17 protein-coding genes are annotated in these 17,495 nt (G+C 68.5%); 9 read left to right on the top strand and 8 right to left on the bottom strand.

Annotated elements, in window-relative coordinates; all coding sequences use genetic code 11:
- Nucleotides 1–18: 18 nt before the first annotated feature.
- From gyrB to dnaA, 6 genes are all read right to left on the bottom strand, one after another.
- Complete coding sequence (gyrB, locus tag ABZ939_RS05340; RefSeq protein ID WP_361849539.1) at nt 19–2,067, bottom strand: DNA topoisomerase (ATP-hydrolyzing) subunit B; 2,049 nt, start codon at nt 2,065–2,067, stop codon at nt 19–21.
- A 357-nt stretch (nt 2,068–2,424) separates the two neighbouring features.
- Nucleotides 2,425–2,976, bottom strand: coding sequence for a DciA family protein (locus ABZ939_RS05345; protein WP_361849541.1), 552 nt, complete (start codon nt 2,974–2,976; stop codon nt 2,425–2,427).
- A 4-nt stretch (nt 2,977–2,980) separates the two neighbouring features.
- Nucleotides 2,981–4,102: a DNA replication/repair protein RecF gene (gene recF, locus ABZ939_RS05350; protein ID WP_361849543.1), complete on the bottom strand. Its 1,122-nt coding sequence runs from the start codon at nt 4,100–4,102 to the stop codon at nt 2,981–2,983.
- A 56-nt stretch (nt 4,103–4,158) separates the two neighbouring features.
- Nucleotides 4,159–5,037 carry a phosphogluconate dehydrogenase (NAD(+)-dependent, decarboxylating) gene (gnd, locus tag ABZ939_RS05355; protein ID WP_361849545.1) on the bottom strand — a complete coding sequence of 293 codons (879 nt, stop codon included), beginning with the start codon at nt 5,035–5,037 and terminating at the stop codon, nt 4,159–4,161.
- 109 nt (nt 5,038–5,146) lie between these two features.
- Nucleotides 5,147–6,277: a DNA polymerase III subunit beta gene (dnaN, locus tag ABZ939_RS05360; protein WP_015034855.1), complete on the bottom strand. Its 1,131-nt coding sequence runs from the start codon at nt 6,275–6,277 to the stop codon at nt 5,147–5,149.
- A gap of 840 nt (nt 6,278–7,117) precedes the next feature.
- Nucleotides 7,118–8,896: a chromosomal replication initiator protein DnaA gene (gene dnaA, locus ABZ939_RS05365; RefSeq protein WP_361849547.1), complete on the bottom strand. Its 1,779-nt coding sequence runs from the start codon at nt 8,894–8,896 to the stop codon at nt 7,118–7,120.
- Between the two features lie 384 nt (nt 8,897–9,280).
- On the opposite strand from dnaA, the gene rpmH reads away from it, so the two are divergent.
- The 9 genes from rpmH (at nt 9,281) to ABZ939_RS05410 (ending at nt 16,051) form a co-directional block, all read left to right on the top strand.
- Nucleotides 9,281–9,418, top strand: a complete 138-nt coding sequence (gene rpmH / locus ABZ939_RS05370) for a 50S ribosomal protein L34 (RefSeq protein ID WP_005482975.1) — start codon at nt 9,281–9,283, stop codon at nt 9,416–9,418.
- A gap of 21 nt (nt 9,419–9,439) precedes the next feature.
- The gene (gene rnpA / locus ABZ939_RS05375) at nt 9,440–9,811 is read left to right on the top strand and encodes a ribonuclease P protein component (RefSeq protein WP_361849549.1); all 372 of its coding nucleotides are present in this window, start codon (nt 9,440–9,442) and stop codon (nt 9,809–9,811) included.
- Nucleotides 9,808–10,134, top strand: coding sequence for a membrane protein insertion efficiency factor YidD (gene yidD, locus ABZ939_RS05380; protein ID WP_361849551.1), 327 nt, complete (start codon nt 9,808–9,810; stop codon nt 10,132–10,134). The genes rnpA and yidD overlap by 4 nt, the downstream gene beginning before the upstream one ends.
- Before the next feature lie 3 nt (nt 10,135–10,137).
- On the top strand, nt 10,138–11,433 hold the full coding sequence (yidC, locus tag ABZ939_RS05385) for a membrane protein insertase YidC (RefSeq protein WP_361849553.1): 1,296 nt from the start codon (nt 10,138–10,140) through the stop codon (nt 11,431–11,433).
- Nucleotides 11,434–11,446: 13 nt separating this feature from the next.
- Nucleotides 11,447–11,959 (top strand): R3H domain-containing nucleic acid-binding protein, encoded by a 513-nt coding sequence (locus tag ABZ939_RS05390; protein ID WP_361849555.1) that lies wholly within the window; start codon nt 11,447–11,449, stop codon nt 11,957–11,959.
- A gap of 115 nt (nt 11,960–12,074) precedes the next feature.
- Nucleotides 12,075–12,791 carry a 16S rRNA (guanine(527)-N(7))-methyltransferase RsmG gene (gene rsmG / locus ABZ939_RS05395; protein WP_361849557.1) on the top strand — a complete coding sequence of 239 codons (717 nt, stop codon included), beginning with the start codon at nt 12,075–12,077 and terminating at the stop codon, nt 12,789–12,791.
- Nucleotides 12,792–13,080: 289 nt separating this feature from the next.
- Nucleotides 13,081–14,157 carry a ParA family protein gene (locus ABZ939_RS05400; RefSeq protein ID WP_361849980.1) on the top strand — a complete coding sequence of 359 codons (1,077 nt, stop codon included), beginning with the start codon at nt 13,081–13,083 and terminating at the stop codon, nt 14,155–14,157.
- Entirely contained in the window at nt 14,154–15,269 is a 1,116-nt protein-coding gene (locus tag ABZ939_RS05405) for a ParB/RepB/Spo0J family partition protein (RefSeq protein WP_361849559.1), read from the top strand. Before ABZ939_RS05400 ends, ABZ939_RS05405 begins: the two co-directional genes overlap by 4 nt.
- Before the next feature lie 164 nt (nt 15,270–15,433).
- A complete protein-coding gene (locus ABZ939_RS05410) occupies nt 15,434–16,051 on the top strand; it encodes a GNAT family N-acetyltransferase (protein WP_361849561.1) in 618 nt (205 codons plus the stop codon).
- Between the two features lie 77 nt (nt 16,052–16,128).
- Here the strand turns inward: ABZ939_RS05410 and trxA are convergent, their stop codons facing one another.
- Nucleotides 16,129–16,464: a thioredoxin gene (gene trxA / locus ABZ939_RS05415; RefSeq protein WP_361849563.1), complete on the bottom strand. Its 336-nt coding sequence runs from the start codon at nt 16,462–16,464 to the stop codon at nt 16,129–16,131.
- Nucleotides 16,465–16,513: 49 nt separating this feature from the next.
- Nucleotides 16,514–17,488, bottom strand: coding sequence for a thioredoxin-disulfide reductase (trxB, locus tag ABZ939_RS05420; RefSeq protein ID WP_361849565.1), 975 nt, complete (start codon nt 17,486–17,488; stop codon nt 16,514–16,516).
- Between the last annotated feature and the right edge of the window lie 7 nt (nt 17,489–17,495).

A 17,495-nucleotide genomic window follows, 5' to 3' on the forward strand; every position in this document is an offset into this window, starting at 1 on the left:
CGGTCAGCTGAGACCGACTCAGATGTCGAGGAAGCGAACGTCCTTGGCGTTGCGCTGGATGAAGGAGCGCCGGGCCTCGACGTCCTCACCCATCAGCACCGAGAACAGGTCGTCCGCCTGGGCCGCGTCGTCCAGGGTCACCTGGCCGAGGACACGGTGGTCCACGTCCATGGTGGTGACGCGCAGCTCCTCGGCGTTCATCTCGCCCAGACCCTTGAAGCGCTGGATCGAGTCTTCCTTGATCCGCTTGCCGTTCCGCTTGCCCAGCTCGACCAGGGCGTCGCGCTCACGGTCCGAGTACGCGTACTCGAAGTCGTCCCGACCCCACTTGATCTTGTAGAGCGGCGGACGGGAGAGGTAGACGTGACCGGCCTCGACCAGCGGACGCATGAAGCGGAAGAGGAAGGTCAGCAGCAGGGTGTTGATGTGCTGGCCGTCGACGTCGGCGTCCGCCATCAGAATGATCTTGTGATAGCGGAGCTTCTCGATGTCGAAGTCCTCATGGACTCCGGTGCCGAAGGCCGAGATCAGCGCCTGGACCTCGGTGTTCTGCAGGATCTTGTCGATCCGGGCCTTCTCGACGTTCAGGATCTTGCCGCGGATCGGCAGGATGGCCTGGTACATCGGGTTACGGCCGGACTTCGCCGAGCCGCCGGCGGAGTCACCCTCGACGATGAAGATCTCGCACTTGGTCGGGTCGTTGGACTGGCAGTCCGACAGCTTGCCCGGCAGCGAGGCGCTCTCCAGCAGGCCCTTGCGGCGGGTCAGGTCGCGCGCCTTGCGGGCCGCCACGCGCGCGGTGGCCGCCTGGATCGACTTACGGATGATGTCCGCGGCCTCGACCGGGTTGCGGTCGAACCAGTCGCTGAGGTGCTCGTGGACGATCTTCTGGACGAAGGTCTTGGCCTCCGTGTTGCCCAGCTTCGTCTTCGTCTGGCCCTCGAACTGCGGCTCGCCCAGCTTGACCGAGATGATCGCCGTCAGACCCTCGCGGATGTCCTCACCCGTGAGGTTGTCGTCCTTCTCGCGCAGCAGCTTCTTGTCCCGCGCGTAGCGGTTCACCAGACCCGTCAGCGCGGCCCGGAAGCCCTCCTCGTGCGTACCGCCCTCATGCGTGTGGATCGTGTTCGCGAAGGAGTACACACCCTCGCTGTACTGCGAGTTCCACTGCATCGCGATCTCGACCGAGAGCGTGCGCTCCTTGTCCTCGGCCTCGACGTCGATGACGGTCGGGTGGATCAGCTCGCCCTTGCGCGAGTTGAGGTACTTCACGAAGTCGACGATGCCGCCCTCGTAGTGGTACTTCACCGTGCGCGCCGTGGGCTCGGCCGCCGCCTCGGCGTCCGGGTCGTCGGCGCCGACGGTCGCCTTCGCGGACTCACGCTCGTCGGTCAGGGCGATGGTGAGGCCCTTGTTGAGGAAGGCCATCTCCTGGAAGCGGCGCGAGAGCGTCTCGAAGGAGTACTCGGTCGTCTCGAAAATGTCCGGGTCCGACCAGAACGTGACCGAGGTGCCGGTCTCGTCGGTCTCCTCGTGCTTCGCGAGGGGCGCGGTGGGGACGCCCAGCTTGTAGTCCTGGGTCCAGCGGTGGCCGTCCGTCTTGATCTCCACCGAGACCTTGGTGGAGAGGGCGTTGACGACGGAGACGCCGACGCCGTGCAGACCGCCGGAGACCGCGTAGCCGCCGCCGCCGAACTTGCCGCCCGCGTGGAGCACCGTCAGCACGACCTCGACGGCCGGCTTGCCCTCGGACGGGACGATGCCGACGGGGATACCACGCCCGTTGTCGACGACGCGCACGCCGCCGTCGGCCAGGATCGTCACGTCGATGGTGTCCGCGTGGCCGGCCAGGGCCTCGTCGACAGAGTTGTCGACGACCTCCTGCACCATGTGGTGCAGTCCCCGTTCACCGGTCGAGCCGATGTACATGCCGGGTCGCTTGCGGACCGCGTCCAGACCCTCGAGGACGGTGATCGCGCTGGCGTCGTACGACGCAGCGGTGGCGGACGGAATGTTCTCGTTGGGGTTGCCGGAATCGGCCACGAAGCGCCCTTTCTGGCACAGCACAGGCCGTTCTCCGGGCATACGGGAGCGGCTGCGTCGTTCGACATGTTCCGCAGGGTGGCGGGATTGTCTACCAGTCTACCGGTAGCGCCGACACGAATGGGGGTTTGCCGGTACCTGAGTCCGCATGTGCCGCCCTGAGCGGGAGCGAGACGACTCCCCATATCCAGACAGGGGCTCCAAAGGGCTCTGACGGCCACCCAGCGCTTCGGGCTGTTACCAGCTGTGGGCAATCGCTCCGCGCCCACGACCCGGCGTTGTGGGCAATCGCTCCGCCGGGGCGGAACGGGTGGGCACGACGCACAAGATCGGCACCCTTGCCCGGACCCGCACCACAGGCGCCCGGCGTCCACGGCACCGTCAGCCGTACGTGTCCCCAGGCCCGACGGACCCGGGCGCCCGAAGCGGCCCGTACCCCCGCCGCGGCCCGGCGGACGGCCCCAGCACCTTGATCACCCGTACCGTCCCGTGCCCCAGATCCTCGTTCAGCCGCGCCACCAGCCTCGGCGCGAGCAGCCGCAGCTGCGTCGCCCATGCCGTCGAGTCGCACTGCACCGTCAGCACCCGCGACTCCGGGTCCTCCTCGTACTTCAGCGGTACGCAGTGCTTCGCCAGGTCCTCGCCCACGATCTGCGGCCAGCGCCCCATGACCCCGCCCACCGCCGCCGGCGTCTCCCAGCCGCGCTCGGTGATGAGCCGGTTGATCGCGGCGCCGAGCCCGACCGGGTCACGTCCGTCGGCGTGGGCGCCCGAGCGCAGCCCGCCGCCCCGCCGGGCCTGCTTCTTCTGCTGGGCCGCGGCGCCCCGGGCCTTCGCCTGCTCCTTGGCCGCGCGCAGCGCGACCCGCGCGAGATCCACACCCGACGGCTCGGGGATCTTCGCGCCGGCGTCGGGCGTCTCGTTCTCGCTCACGACCTCACAGCCTCTCCACCGAACCGCCCGCGACCCCGTACCGGACCCCGGCGAGCACCCCTGGCACGTCGTCGTCCACCGCCGCCGTCACCAGCACCTGCTCGCCCGGGGCCACCAGCTCCGCGAGCCGCTCCCGGCGCCGCGCGTCCAGCTCGGCGAAGACGTCGTCGAGGACCAGCACGGGCTCGTTCCCCTCCGCCCGCAGCAGGTCGTACGAGGCCAGCCGCAGCGCCAGCGCGTACGACCAGGACTCCCCGTGGCTCGCGTACCCCTTCGCCGGCAGGTCACCGAGCTTGAGCAGCAGCTCGTCCCGGTGCGGGCCGACCAGCGTCACACCGCGCTCGATCTCCTGCTTGCGCACCTCCGCGAGCGCGGCGATCAGCTGCTCGTACAGCTCCTCGCGCGTGTGCCCGGGACCCGGCGCGGACGGCCGGTACTCCAGCAGGATCGGTCCGCCGCCCGGGGCCAGCTGCTCGTACGCCTTGTCGGCCAGCGGCTGCAGTACGGCGATCAGATCCAGCCGCTGCGCCAGCAGTTCGGCGCCCGCCCTCGCCAGATGCTGGTCCCACACGTCCAGGGTCGACAGGTCCATGCCACGACCGCCGTGCCGCCTGGCCATGGCGGCGGACTTCAGCAGGGTGTTGCGCTGCTTCAGCACGCGCTCGTAGTCGGAGCGCACGCCCGCCATGCGCGGCGCGCGCGCCGTGATCAGCTCGTCGAGGAAGCGCCGGCGCTCCCCGGGATCGCCCTTGACCAGGGCCAGATCCTCCGGCGCGAACAGCACGGTCCGTACGATCCCCAGCACGTCACGTGGTTTGACCTGCGAGGACCTGTTGATACGGGCGCGATTGGCGCGGCCCGGGTTGAGCTCGAGCTCGACGAGCTGGGAACGCTCGCCCTGGGTGACCGCGGCACGGATGATCGCCCGGTCCGCCCCCATCCGTACGAGGGGGGCGTCCGAGGCGACGCGATGGCTGCCGAGGGTCGCGAGGTAGCCGACGGCCTCGACCAGATTGGTCTTGCCCTGGCCGTTCGCGCCCACGAAAGCGGTGACGCCCGGATCGAGCGGGACCTCGACCCGGGCGTAGGAGCGGAAGTCGGCCAGCGACAGATGCGTGACATGCATGGTGTGCGCCGACCTTCCCCCGGCTGCTGTGCACCGAAGGGTGCACAGCCTGTGGATTACTTCTTGGACTCGACCGCGTGGCCACCGAACTGGTTGCGCAGCGCGGCGATCATCTTCATCTGCGGGGAGTCGTCCTGACGGGACGCGAACCGCGCGAACAGCGACGCGGTGATCGCGGGCAGCGGCACCGCGTTGTCGATGGCGGCTTCCACGGTCCAGCGGCCCTCGCCGGAGTCCTGTGCGTAACCGCGGAGCTTCTCCAGGTGCTCGTCCTCGTCCAGGGCGTTGACCGCCAGGTCGAGCAGCCAGGAGCGGATGACCGTGCCCTCCTGCCAGGAGCGGAAGACCTCGCGCACGTCGGTGACGGAGTCGACCTTCTCCAGGAGCTCCCAGCCCTCGGCGTACGCCTGCATCATCGCGTACTCGATGCCGTTGTGGACCATCTTCGCGAAGTGGCCCGCGCCGACCTTGCCCGCGTGGACCGAGCCGAACTCGCCCTCGGGCTTGAGCGCGTCGAAGATCGGCTGGACCCGCGCCACGTGCTCGGCGTCGCCGCCGTACATCAGCGCGTAGCCGTTCTCCAGGCCCCAGACACCGCCGGAGACGCCACAGTCGACGAAGCCGATGCCCTTGGCGGCGAGCTCCTCGGCGTGCTTCTCGTCGTCGGTCCAGCGGGAGTTTCCGCCGTCCACGACGATGTCGCCGGGAGCGAGCAGGTCCGCCAGCTCGTCGATGGTGGACTGGGTCGCGGCGCCCGCCGGGACCATGACCCACACGACGCGCGGACCCTTGAGCTTGCCCACAAGCTCTTCCAGGCTGTGGACATCGGCGAGGTCCGGGTTGCGGTCGTATCCGATGACGGTGTGGCCTGCGCGGCGGATGCGCTCACGCATGTTGCCGCCCATCTTGCCGAGACCGACGAGACCGAGCTCCATCAGAGATTCCTTAAGCGTCGTGTGCGGTTTACCCGGGTCCGAGCCTACGCCCGGACCCGGGTGCACACCTGTGGGGTCAGCCGCTCAGTCGACGGCCTCCCATGAGCGGTCAGCCGCTCAGGCGGACCGGCATGATCAGGTACTTGTACGCCTCGTCCGCCTCGGCATCCAGGGCCGGCTTGCCGCTCAGCAGAGCCGGCTTGGTGGACGTGGTGAACGAGAGCTGGGCGACCGGGGAGTCGATCGCGCTCAGGCCGTCCAGCAGGAAGGTCGGGTTGAAGGCGATCGAGATGTCGTCGCCCTCGAGCTGCGCGTCCACACGCTCCACAGCCTGTGCATCGTCGCTGGAGCCGGCCTCGAGGATCAGCACGCCCTGCTCGAAGCTGAGCCGGACCGGGGTGTTGCGCTCGGCCACCAGGGCCACACGCTTGACGGCCTCGACGAACGGGGCGGTCTCGATCACCGCGACCGAGTTGAACTCGGTGGGGAAGAGCGTGCGGTACTTCGGCAGGTCGCCTTCGAGCAGCCGGGTGGTGGTGCGGCGGCCCGCGCCCTCGAAGCCGATCAGGCCCTCGCCCTTGCCGGAGCCCGAGAGCGCCAGGGTGACCGTGTCGCCACTGGTCAGTGCCTTGGCGGTGTCCAGGAGGGTCTTGGCGGGCACCAGGGCGACCGCGGAGGCGTCCGGGGACTCCGGCTTCCACAGGAACTCGCGGACCGCGAAGCGGTAGCGGTCGGTGGAGGCCAGGGTGACCGTGTCGCCCTCGATCTCGATGCGCACACCGGTGAGGACGGGCAGCGTGTCGTCGCGGCCGGCCGCGATGGCGACCTGGGCGGCGGCGGAGGCGAAGACCTCACCGGGCACGGTGCCGGTCGCGGTGGGCATCTCCGGCAGCGCCGGGTACTCCTCCACAGGCAGGGTGTGGAGGGTGAAGCGGGAGGAGCCGCAGACCACGGTCGCCCGTACACCGTCTGTGGAAATCTCCACCGGGCGGTTGGGCAGGGCGCGGCAGATGTCGGCGAGCAGGCGGCCGGAGACCAGGACGGTCCCGTCCTCCTCGACCTCCGCCTCGACGGACACCCGGGCCGAGACCTCGTAGTCGAAGCTCGAGAAGCTCAGCGCGCCGTCCTCGGCCTTCAGCAGAAGGCCCGCGAGTACGGGCGCCGGCGGACGGGCCGGGAGGCTGCGGGCCACCCAGGCCACCGCCTCCGCGAGTACATCGCGCTCCACCCGGATCTTCACCGGAACCGCCTCCTGCTGTTGCTGGCTCTTCGTCGACTGCGGGAACCAGTCTGACGTACGCCACCGACACTCGGTGCGGCTCGGGGTCAAGTCGCGACAAGAGGCCGCCGAGGCTCCGGCGCCGAGTTGTGCACAGGTCCCACTTCGAAGCGGATTCCGGGCTAACTCTATGTGGGAGTAGTAGTAGGGCCTGTGGAAACCGTGGATAACGCCGTATGCGCAGGTCAACACAGGTTTTTTGTCCACCGACCCTGTGGGTGGACCCAGTGGACAACCGGGGTGTTCTGTGGACACCCGAAAGTTCTGCACACCCGGTACACAGGCCATGGGGAGTTCTCCCCAGTGCTGTCCCCAGCTTTACCCACGTTCCCCACAGCCCAATCGTCTCCCTTGGTGTGACCGCTTTCACTCGACGCGGTGAGCCCGGGCGTTTCGTTGCCGAACAGTGGACAGCGGTGTGGAGAAGCTGTGGGCAACCGACGGCACCCTGTGGGTTGCCGGTGGACAACGAAGGAGCCCTCCTGTGGACGAGGATTTCGTCCACAACCTGTGGATCAAGGTTGCCAACAAATCCACACCCGCCTGACCTGGAGTGATGGGCCTTCAGCTGCCCGGCCTGTGGATGCGATCCGGATAACTCGGCAGTCCCCACCCTGTGGATGGAAGATCATCCCCCAATCTGTGGAGAACTGACCACCCGCTCCTCGTATTCGAACAGCGCCGCCGTGCACAGGCGTGTGGAAGGGCCGCGCCGAGGGACCCGGGAACGCCGAAGGGCGCCCCAGGAGGTCTCCCGGGGCGCCCTTCGGAGGGTGCGGAGCGGCTCTCGGCCGGCTCCGCTCAGCCGTTCTTGATGCGGTTGGTCAGCTCGGTGACCTGGTTGTAGATCGAGCGCCGCTCGGCCATCAGCGCGCGGATCTTCCGGTCCGCGTGCATCACCGTCGTGTGGTCGCGGCCGCCGAACTGCGCGCCGATCTTCGGCAGCGACAGATCCGTGAGCTCCCGGCACAGGTACATGGCGATCTGGCGGGCCGTCACCAGGACCCGGCTGCGCGAGGACCCGCAGAGGTCCTCCACCGTGAGCCCGAAGTAGTCGGCCGTGGACGCCATGATCGCGGGGGCGGTGATCTCCGGCGCCGAGTCCTCGCCGCCCGGGATCAGATCCTTGAGGACGATCTCGGTCAGCCCCAGGTCCACCGGCTGCCGGTTGAGCGACGCGAAGGCCGTCACCCGGATCAGCGCGCCCTCCAGCTCACGGATGTTCCGCGAGATGCGGGACGCGATGAACTCCAGTACCTCCGGCGGGGCGTTGAGCTGCTCCTGCACCGCCTTCTTGCGGAGGATCGCGATCCGCGTCTCCAGCTCCGGCGGCTGCACGTCGGTGGTGAGGCCCCACTCGAAGCGGTTGCGGAGCCGGTCCTCCAGGGTCACCAGCTGCCGGGGCGGCCGGTCGGAGGAGAGCACGATCTGCTTGTTCGCGTTGTGGAGCGTGTTGAAGGTGTGGAAGAACTCCTCCTGCGTCGACTCCTTGCTCGCGAGGAACTGGATGTCGTCGACCAGGAGGATGTCCACGTCGCGGTAGCGCTTGCGGAAGGTGTCGCCCTTGCCGTCGCGGATCGAGTTGATGAACTCGTTGGTGAACTCCTCGGAGCTCACGTACCGCACGCGCGTGCCCGGGTAGAGGCTGCGCGCGTAGTGCCCGATCGCGTGCAGCAGGTGGGTCTTGCCGAGACCCGACTCGCCGTAGATGAAGAGCGGGTTGTACGCCTTCGCCGGCGCCTCGGCCACCGCGACCGCGGCGGCGTGCGCGAACCGGTTCGAGGAACCGATGACGAAGGTGTCGAAGAGGTATCGGGGGTTCAGCCGTGCGTGCTGCTCGCCGGGTGCGCCGGCCGCGGAAGCCTGCCCGGTGGAGGAGACGGCGCCGCCACCCACGGGACCCGGCACCGGTCCGCCCGGCCGGAGACCCGGGCCGGCGTCGGGCCGCTGCGCGTCGGGCAGGTCGGCCCGCTCCGGCCGCTGCGGCTGGTCGTAGGCGGACGGCCGCTCGTCGTACCGGGGCTGCTGGGACTGCTGAGGCCGCGGACCCGCGTACGGGTCGCGCTCCTGATAGGAGCCGAGCCGCGGCTGCTGCCAGGAGAGGTCCTCCTGGGTGCGCGGCCAGGAGCCCGGGTCGGGCCGCGGCTGCTGGTAGTCCGGGTAGGCGGGGCGCGCGGTGGGCAGCCCGTCGTCCGGCATGGGCCGGTGACCGTAGCCGTCGTACGTGTCGTAGGACTCCGCCGGCGGCCGCTCGTCGTAGCGCGGCGGCTGCTGCTGGACCGGGGGTGCGAGGGGGGTCGGTTCGCCGACGGAGTCGTCGACCGTGATCGCGATCCGGATCGGGCGGCCGCACTCGCGGCTCAGGGTCTCGCTGATCAGCGGTGCCAGCCGGCCTTCGAGGACCCGCTTGCCCCATTCATTGGGGACGGCGAGCAGTGCGGTGTCGGCCACCAGTGCGAGAGGCTGGCAGCGCTCGATCCACTGCTTGTCCTTGGGCTCGATGCCCTGCTGGCCTTCTCCGAGGAGCTGCTCGAGCACGCGTGGCCACACTGCGGCAAGATCGGCAGGTACGTCAGCCACAGGGCACGCTTTCTCGCAGGTCCCACGAATGTGTGGTTCTCGGGACGGGGGTGTCGAAGGTCCGTCTAGGACAGGTAAGGACAGAACGGAAAAAGATTGAGGAGTCCAGCCACGGTAGTCGCGGCGGCTGACCTCGTTCAAGTTGTTGTCCACAGCCTGTGCACAATGGACCCCGGTGATCGGTCGGTTTGACCGGATGGCGTAGCCGCGCGTACCGTAACCAGGTCGAGTTGTCGATGGCTGCTGCCGCCTGCCTCCGATGGGCAAAGATCACGGTCTGTGATCGTGAAGCGGTGCACTCGGGCGTATTGCGAGCTACTCGTGGGCGCACGGTGACAGCCAGGCGATGTCCCGCCACCAACGAATCATTTCTGGAGCCCCCGAGTGAGCAAGCGCACCTTCCAGCCGAACAACCGTCGTCGCGCCAAGACCCACGGCTTCCGCCTGCGGATGCGTACGCGTGCCGGTCGCGCCATCCTGGCGAACCGCCGTTCCAAGGGTCGCGCGAGCCTGTCCGCCTGATCCGCCTAAACAGGTCATGACGTGCTGCCTACCGAGAATCGGCTGAGGCGGCGCGAGGACTTCGCAACCGCGGTACGCCGAGGGCGCCGGGCCGGTCGCCCGCTCCTCGTCGTCCACCTACGCAGCGGTGCAACGGACCCGCACGCGCCTGGGGAGAGCGCTTCCCCGACGCGTGCGGGTTTCGTCGTGAGCAAGGCCGTGGGCGGTGCGGTCGTACGCAACCAGGTGAAGCGTCGACTGCGCCATCTCGTCCGCGAACGGCTGTCCGAGCTGCCCCCCGGTAGCCTGGTGGTCGTACGGGCGTTGCCCGGAGCCGGCGACGCCGATCACGCACAGCTGGCCCGAGACCTGGACACCGCTCTTCAGCGGCTCCTGGGAGGGGGCACGCGATGAAGTACCCGCTGCTGGCTCTCATCAAGCTGTACCAGTGGACGATCAGCCCGCTTCTCGGGCCCGTCTGCCGGTACTACCCGTCGTGTTCCCACTATGGATTCACGGCCATCGACCGGCATGGCGCGATCAAGGGCACTGCCCTGACCGCCTGGCGCATTCTGCGGTGCAATCCGTGGTCGCCCGGCGGCGTGGACCACGTGCCTCCGCGCAAGCGTCCTCGCTGGCACGAACTGCTGCGGAACGCGCTGCGTGGCGACAAGGGCGGGTCCACCGCCGAGACGAGCCCGGCCACAGAGACCTCGCCCAATGCTCAAGGAGCCTGATTAGTGGACACGATTGCCAATTTTTTCAGCTTCATCACCACACCTGTCTCATGGGTGATCGTCCAGTTCCACAAGCTGTACGGGGCGATCTTCGGCCCTGACACGGGCTGGGCCTGGGGCCTCTCGATCGTGTCCCTCGTGGTGCTGATCCGTATCTGTCTGATCCCGCTCTTCGTGAAGCAGATCAAGTCGACGCGGAACATGCAGGCGCTCCAGCCGAAGATGAAGGCGATCCAGGAGCGCTACAAGAGCGACAAGCAGCGTCAGTCCGAAGAGATGATGAAGCTGTACAAGGAGACGGGCACCAACCCGCTCTCCTCGTGCCTTCCCATCCTGGCGCAGTCGCCGTTCTTCTTCGCTCTGTACGCGGTGCTCTCCCACATCGCCGAGGGCAAGACGATCGGTGTCATCAACCAGTCGCTGCTCGACAGCGCTCGTCAGGCGCACATCTTCGGCGCCCCGCTGGCGTCGACGTTCACGGACAGCGCCGCCGATGTCGCCGCTCTCGACGCGTCGCTGACCTCGGTCCGCATCGTCACCGCGGTCATGATCGTCCTGATGTCGGCCTCGCAGTTCTACACGCAGCGCCAGCTGATGATGAAGAACGTCGACCTCTCGGTGAAGACCCCGTACATGCAGCAGCAGAAGATGCTCATGTACATCTTCCCGGTGATCTTCGCCGTCATGGGTATCAACTTCCCCGTCGGTGTCCTCGTCTACTGGCTGACCACGAACGTGTGGACCATGGGCCAGCAGATGTACGTGATCAGCCAGAACCCCACCCCGGGAAGCAAGGCCCAGGACGCCTACCTCCAGCGCCTGCTGAAGAGCGTCGATGCGCACGGTGAGGTCCGCGGCCGTCGCCGGAAGAACGTGGTCAAGGCCATCGTCGCCAAGGGCACCGACCGCAACGAGAACGAGCGTCGCTTCTTCTCGGGCCTGGCCAAGGCCGGCTTCGCCGCCCAGGCCGACGGCACCGTGATCAAGGGCGACACCGTCGCCGCCGAGGCCGAGGGCGCTGCCGCGGCCAAGCGCCAGCAGCCCAAGCGCCAGACCAAGGCGAAGCGGCAGGCCGCGGCCCAGCACTCCACGGCGAAGGCCGAGGACGCGGTCTCCGACACGTCCGGCGAGAAGCCCACCACCTCGCTGGAGAAGAAGCCGCAGGACGAGGCCAAGGACTCGACGCAGGGCGACAAGCCCTCGCGTCCGAGCCGGGCCAACTCCGGGGGTTCCCGTCAGGCCAAGTCCGGTCAGCGCAAGGGCCAGCAGCGCCCGAAGCACCCGTCGTCCAAGAAGTAGAAGGAGTCCATCCGTGACGGAAGGCACCATCCCCGCCGCCGCCGAGGGGGGCGACACCCTGACCCGCCTGGAGCAGGAGGGTGAGATCGCGGCCGACTACCTCGAGGGTCTGCTCGACATCGCCGACCTCGACGGCGACATCGACATGGACGTCGAGGCGGACCGGGCCGCGGTCTCGATCGTCAGCGACTCGAGCAGCCGTGACCTGCAGAAGCTCGTGGGTCGCGACGGCGAGGTGCTGGAGGCGCTCCAGGAGCTGACCCGCCTGGCCGTGCACCGGGAGACCGGTGACCGCAGCCGGCTGATGCTCGACATCGCCGGGTTCCGCGCCAAGAAGCGCGCGGAGCTCGCCGAGATCGGTGCCAAGGCCGCGTCCGAGGTGAAGTCGACCGGTGAGCCGGTCAAGCTGGACCCGATGACGCCGTTCGAGCGCAAGGTCGTGCACGACGCGGTCGCCGCGGCCGGTCTGCGCAGCGAGTCCGAGGGCGAGGAGCCGCAGCGCTTCGTCGTCGTTCTCCCTGCCTGACCCCTCTCGCAGTGTCGGCCCCGTCTGCTCGCAGGCGGGGCCGATCTTGTCAGCCTGATAGTCAGCCACCACAGTGCGCTCGCACCTTTGTGTGCGGTGCGGAAGGACGGTTCCCGTGACGGAGGCAGCGGAGCTCCCCCCTGCGCCCGAACAGGCGCGGACGGTATTCGGCGAGTACTTCCCGGAGGCCGTCCGATACGCGGAGCTCCTCGCGGACGCGGGCGTCAAGCGCGGGCTGATCGGCCCGCGTGAGGTCCCCCGGCTGTGGGAGAGGCACCTGCTGAACTGCGCGGTGCTCTCCGAGGTGGTGCCCGAGGGCGTCACCGTGTGCGACGTCGGCTCGGGCGCCGGGCTGCCCGGAATCCCGCTGGCGCTGGTACGGCCGGACCTGAAGATCACGCTCCTGGAGCCGCTGCTCCGTCGTACGAACTTCCTCCAGGAGGTCGTGGAGCTGCTGGGCCTGGACCATGTCACCGTGGTCCGCGGCCGTGCCGAGGAGATGCTCGGCAAGCTCCCGCCCGTGCACGTCGTGACCGCCCGCGCCGTGGCGCCGCTGGACCGACTGGCCGGCTGGGGTGTCCCGCTGCTGCGTCCGTACGGAGAGATGCTGGCGCTCAAGGGCGACACGGCGGAGGAGGAGCTCGACGGTGCCCGCGCCGCGCTCTCCAAGCTCGGTGTGGTGGAGACTTCGGTGCTTCAGGTCGGCGAGGGCATCGTGGACCCCTTGTCGACCGTCGTACGGGTGGAAGTCGGCGAGAGCCCCGGTGGTGTGAGGTTCGCCGCAAAGCGGGCCAAGGCCGCCCGTCCCAGCAGGACACGGCGTCGTCGCTGAGCCGTCAACACGGCGCGAGTGAGCCGTCAACGCGCCGCAACTGATCCGTACAAGCTGCCATACGTACGTATTTCGGAGTGTCGAGCAGTCCTGAGTGGGCGGCGCGTGCATCGTGTTTCACGTGAAACGTCGCTCACTGCTGCAGGGGATCATCAGCCGCGGCCGCGCGGCTGCCACGCCCCGCGACCGGAAACCCCTCGCGAAGCCCCTCGCGAGGGGTACGGGATTGTCCACAGAGGTGGATTCATCCACAGAACCACGGGCCTCGCTGGTTCACGACCCCGAAAGCATGGCAGGCTCTGTTCATCGCGAGCCTGAAGCCGAGGAGAGTGAATCCTTGCGGTCCGACGCCAACATCGCGGGACCGATGACCGATCCGGTCCCCGGTCCCCGAACCGAATCGGTGGGGGAGGATGTTTCACGTGAAACACCGCCCCCGATGGACGACACCCCCATTGGTCGTGCTGCCCAACTGGCAGTAGAGGCGCTGGGGCGTGCCGGCGAGGGTCTTCCCCGGCCTGCCCAGACACGCGTGATGGTGGTCGCCAACCAGAAGGGCGGCGTGGGCAAGACGACCACGACCGTCAACCTTGCCGCCTCCCTGGCGCTGCACGGCGCCCGCGTCCTGGTCATCGACCTCGACCCGCAGGGCAATGCCTCGACGGCACTGGGCATCGACCACCACGCCGAAGTTCCCTCGATCTATGACGTCCTGGTGGAGAGCAAGCCGCTCTCCGACGTGGTGCAGCCCGTCCAGGATGTCGAAGGTCTCTTCTGCGCCCCCGCCACCATCGATCTCGCCGGTGCGGAGATCGAGCTGGTGTCGCTGGTGGCGCGGGAGAGTCGACTGCAGCGAGCGATCCAGGCATATGAGCAGCCGCTGGACTACATCCTGATCGACTGCCCGCCCTCGCTCGGACTGCTGACGGTCAACGCCCTGGTGGCGGGGGCCGAGGTGCTCATCCCGATCCAGTGCGAGTACTACGCACTGGAGGGTCTGGGCCAGCTCCTGCGGAACGTGGACCTGGTGCGTGGGCATCTCAACCCCACGCTTCATGTCTCGACGATCCTGCTCACCATGTACGACGGCCGGACGAGGCTCGCCTCGCAGGTCGCCGACGAGGTGCGCAGCCACTTCGGCGAGGAGGTGCTGCGGACCAGCATTCCGAGGTCCGTGCGTATCTCGGAGGCGCCGAGCTACGGACAGACCGTCCTCACGTACGACCCGGGCTCCAGTGGTTCGCTGTCGTATCTCGAGGCGGCCCGTGAGATCGCGTTGCGGGGCGTCGGTATCAACTACGACCCGCAGCACGCCCATGTGGGCCACCAGAACAGCCAGCGAAGCATGTCGGAGGGGATCCAGTGAGTGAGCGACGTAGGGGGTTGGGGCGTGGGCTCGGTGCGCTGATCCCCGCTGCTCCCCAGGAGCGGCAGGCGCCGGCTGTCGGTGCGGGGGCGGGCTCCGCCCCCACCGGAGCTGTTCCGGCCATGGCCTCGGAGCGAGGTGTGGCTGCCGCGAAGGTGGCGACCCTGCCGCAGAGCCCGCAGTCCCCGGACGTGGTGACGTCGACGGGTCCGGTGCTCGAGGCCGCGCTGGTCGTGGAGCCGGAGTCCCCCGCAGGGGCGCACTTCGCCGAGCTGCCGCTCGACTTCATCACGCCCAACCCGAAGCAGCCGCGTGAGGTCTTCGACGAGGACGCTCTGGCAGAGCTGGTCACCTCCATCAAGGAGGTCGGTCTGCTGCAGCCGGTCGTCGTACGGCAGCTGGGCGCCGAGCGCTACGAGCTGATCATGGGTGAGCGTCGCTGGAGGGCGTGCCGTGAGGCCGGCCTGGAGCGGATCCCCGCGATCGTTCGCGCCACGGAGGACGAGAAGCTTCTCCTGGATGCCCTCCTGGAGAACCTTCACCGGGCGCAGCTGAACCCGCTGGAAGAGGCCGCCGCCTACGACCAGCTGCTCAAGGACTTCAACTGCACCCACGACCAGCTGGCCGACCGCATCGGGCGCTCGCGCCCGCAGGTCTCCAACACGCTGCGTCTGCTGCGGCTGTCGCCTCCGGTCCAGCGACGGGTCGCGGCCGGTGTCCTGTCGGCCGGCCATGCCCGCGCCCTGCTCTCCGTGGAGGACCCGGAGACTCAGGACAAGCTGGCGTACCGGATCGTGGCCGAGGGTCTCTCGGTGCGTGCTGTCGAAGAGATCGTGACGCTGATGGCCTCGGAGCCCAGCGCCACGACGAAGCCGAAGGGTCCGAGGGCGGGGGCGCGTGTCTCCCCGGCTCTGACCGATCTGGCTTCCCGTCTCTCCGATCGCTTCGAGACCCGGGTGAAGGTCGACCTGGGGCAGAAGAAGGGCAAGATCGTCGTCGAGTTCGCCTCGATAGAGGATCTGGACCGGATTCTCTCGACTCTCGCTCCCGGTGAGGGCCGGGTCATGGACCAGGCACACTCCGAGCAGAGCGAGGACGACGCCGAGAGCTGAGCTCTCGTGAGGTTCCTCCGTGCCGAAGGGCGGGCCGTGTTCCGGTGAACTCCGGAACACGGCCCGCCCTTTGCCTGCGCGCGGTATCGCCCTGATCGCCCCATGGATACGATTCTGTGAGGGCGTATCCGTACTGCGAGGGTCGTGGGAAGCGAGGAACAGCCGTGGGGCGTCGGCTCGTACCGCTCACTCTGGACAATCTTCCGGACCTCCCCAAGCGGTGTCGCTCCTGCGTCTTCTGGGAGCTCGACCCCGTGAGTGGGGAGGCCGCGGTGAAAGCCGGAAGGCCGGAGCTGGAGAAGGAGGCATGGATCTCCGCGGTGCTGCTGGAGTGGGGGTCCTGCGGTCGGGTGGTCTATGTGGACGAAGTCCCCGTCGGCTACGTGCTCTACGCACCCCCGGCGTATGTGCCGCGCTCCATGGCCTTCCCCACGAGCCCGGTCTCCGCGGACGCGGTGCAGCTGATGACGGCCTGGATCATGCCCGGTTATCAGGGGCAGGGACTCGGTCGGACGGTGGTGCAGACCGTCGCCAAGGATCTGTTGCGGCGCGGCTTCAAGGCGATCGAGGCGTTCGGTGATGCCCGGTGGAAGGAGCCGGCCTGTGTACTGCCGGCAGACCATCTCACGGCGGTGGGCTTCAAGACCGTACGCCCGCACCCCACATACCCACGGCTGAGGCTGGAGCTCCGGACGACACTTTCGTGGAAGGAAGACGTCGAGCTGGCACTTGACCGGCTCCTGGGCGCCGTCCAGAAGGAGCCGGCGCTGCGGCCGCTCTGACACCTTGAGACGACGACGGCCCGCCTCCATCCGGAGGCGGGCCGTAGGTGTTTCACGTTTCACGTGAAACAGAGGCGTCAGGCGTTGGCCTCGACGAAGCCCTCGAGGTCGCGGAGGATCGCGGCCTTCGGCTTGGCGCCGACGATGGTCTTCACGACCTCGCCGTTCTGGTAGACGTTCAGCGTCGGGATGGACATGACGCCGTACTTGGCAGCCGTGGCCGGGTTCTCGTCGATGTTGAGCTTCACAACCTCGATCTCGCCGTGCTCGGCGGCGATGGCCTCCAGCGACGGGGCGATCTGGCGGCACGGACCGCACCAGGCGGCCCAGAAGTCCACCAGGACGGGCTTGTCGCTCTTGAGGACGTCGTCCTCGAAGGAAGCGTCGGTCACGTTCTTCAGGGCGCCGGCCACGGCGACCTCCTTAACTTCGCGGGGTGTGGGGTGGGGAAAGCCGGGTGGGTCAGACCACAGGGGTCGTCGCCGGCTCGGCGACCTTCTCGCTGTCGGCAAGGGCGGCCAGGAAGCGCTCGGCGTCGAGGGCGGAGGAGCAGCCGGTGCCGGCGGCGGTGATCGCCTGGCGGTAGGTGTGGTCGACGACGTCACCGGCGCCGAAGACACCGGAGAGGTTCGTGCGCGTCGACGGGGCGTCGACCTTGAGGTAGCCCTCCTCGTCCAGCTCCAGCTGGCCCTTGAAGAGCTCGGTACGCGGGTCGTGGCCCACGGCGATGAAGAGGCCGGTCACCGGCAGCTCGCTGGTCTCGCCCGTCTTGGTGTTGCGCAGGGTCAGACCGGAGAGCTTCTGGTCACCGTGGATCTCGGCGACCTCGCTGTCCCAGGCGAACTTGATCTTCGGGTCGGCGAAGGCGCGCTCCTGCATCGCCTTGGAGGCGCGCAGCGAGTCCCGGCGGTGGACGATCGTGACGGACTTGGCGAAGCGCGAGAGGAAGGTGGCCTCCTCCATCGCGGTGTCGCCGCCGCCGACGACGGCGATGTCCTGGTCCTTGAAGAAGAACCCGTCGCAGGTGGCGCACCAGGAGACGCCGCGGCCGGAGAGCTCGTCCTCCTTGGGCAGACCGAGCTTGCGGTGCTGGGAGCCGGTCGTGACGATGACGGCCTTCGCGCGGTGCACGGTGCCGGCGGTGTCGGTGACGGTCTTGATCTCGCCGGTCAGGTCCACGGCGACGACATCGTCGGGGACCAGCTCGGCGCCGAAGCGCTCGGCCTGGGCGCGCATGTTGTCCATCAGGTCCGGGCCCATGATGCCGTCACGGAAGCCGGGGAAGTTCTCCACGTCGGTCGTGTTCATCAGGGCGCCACCAGCGGTGACAGCCCCCTCGAAGACCAGCGGCTTCAGCGACGCGCGCGCCGTGTAGAGCGCAGCGGTGTAACCCGCGGGCCCGGAGCCGATGATGATCACGTTACGGACGTCGCTCACGGGTTTC

The sequence above is a fragment of the Streptomyces sp. NPDC046712 genome, assembly GCF_040645695.1.
In the GTDB taxonomy this organism is placed as follows: domain Bacteria; phylum Actinomycetota; class Actinomycetes; order Streptomycetales; family Streptomycetaceae; genus Streptomyces.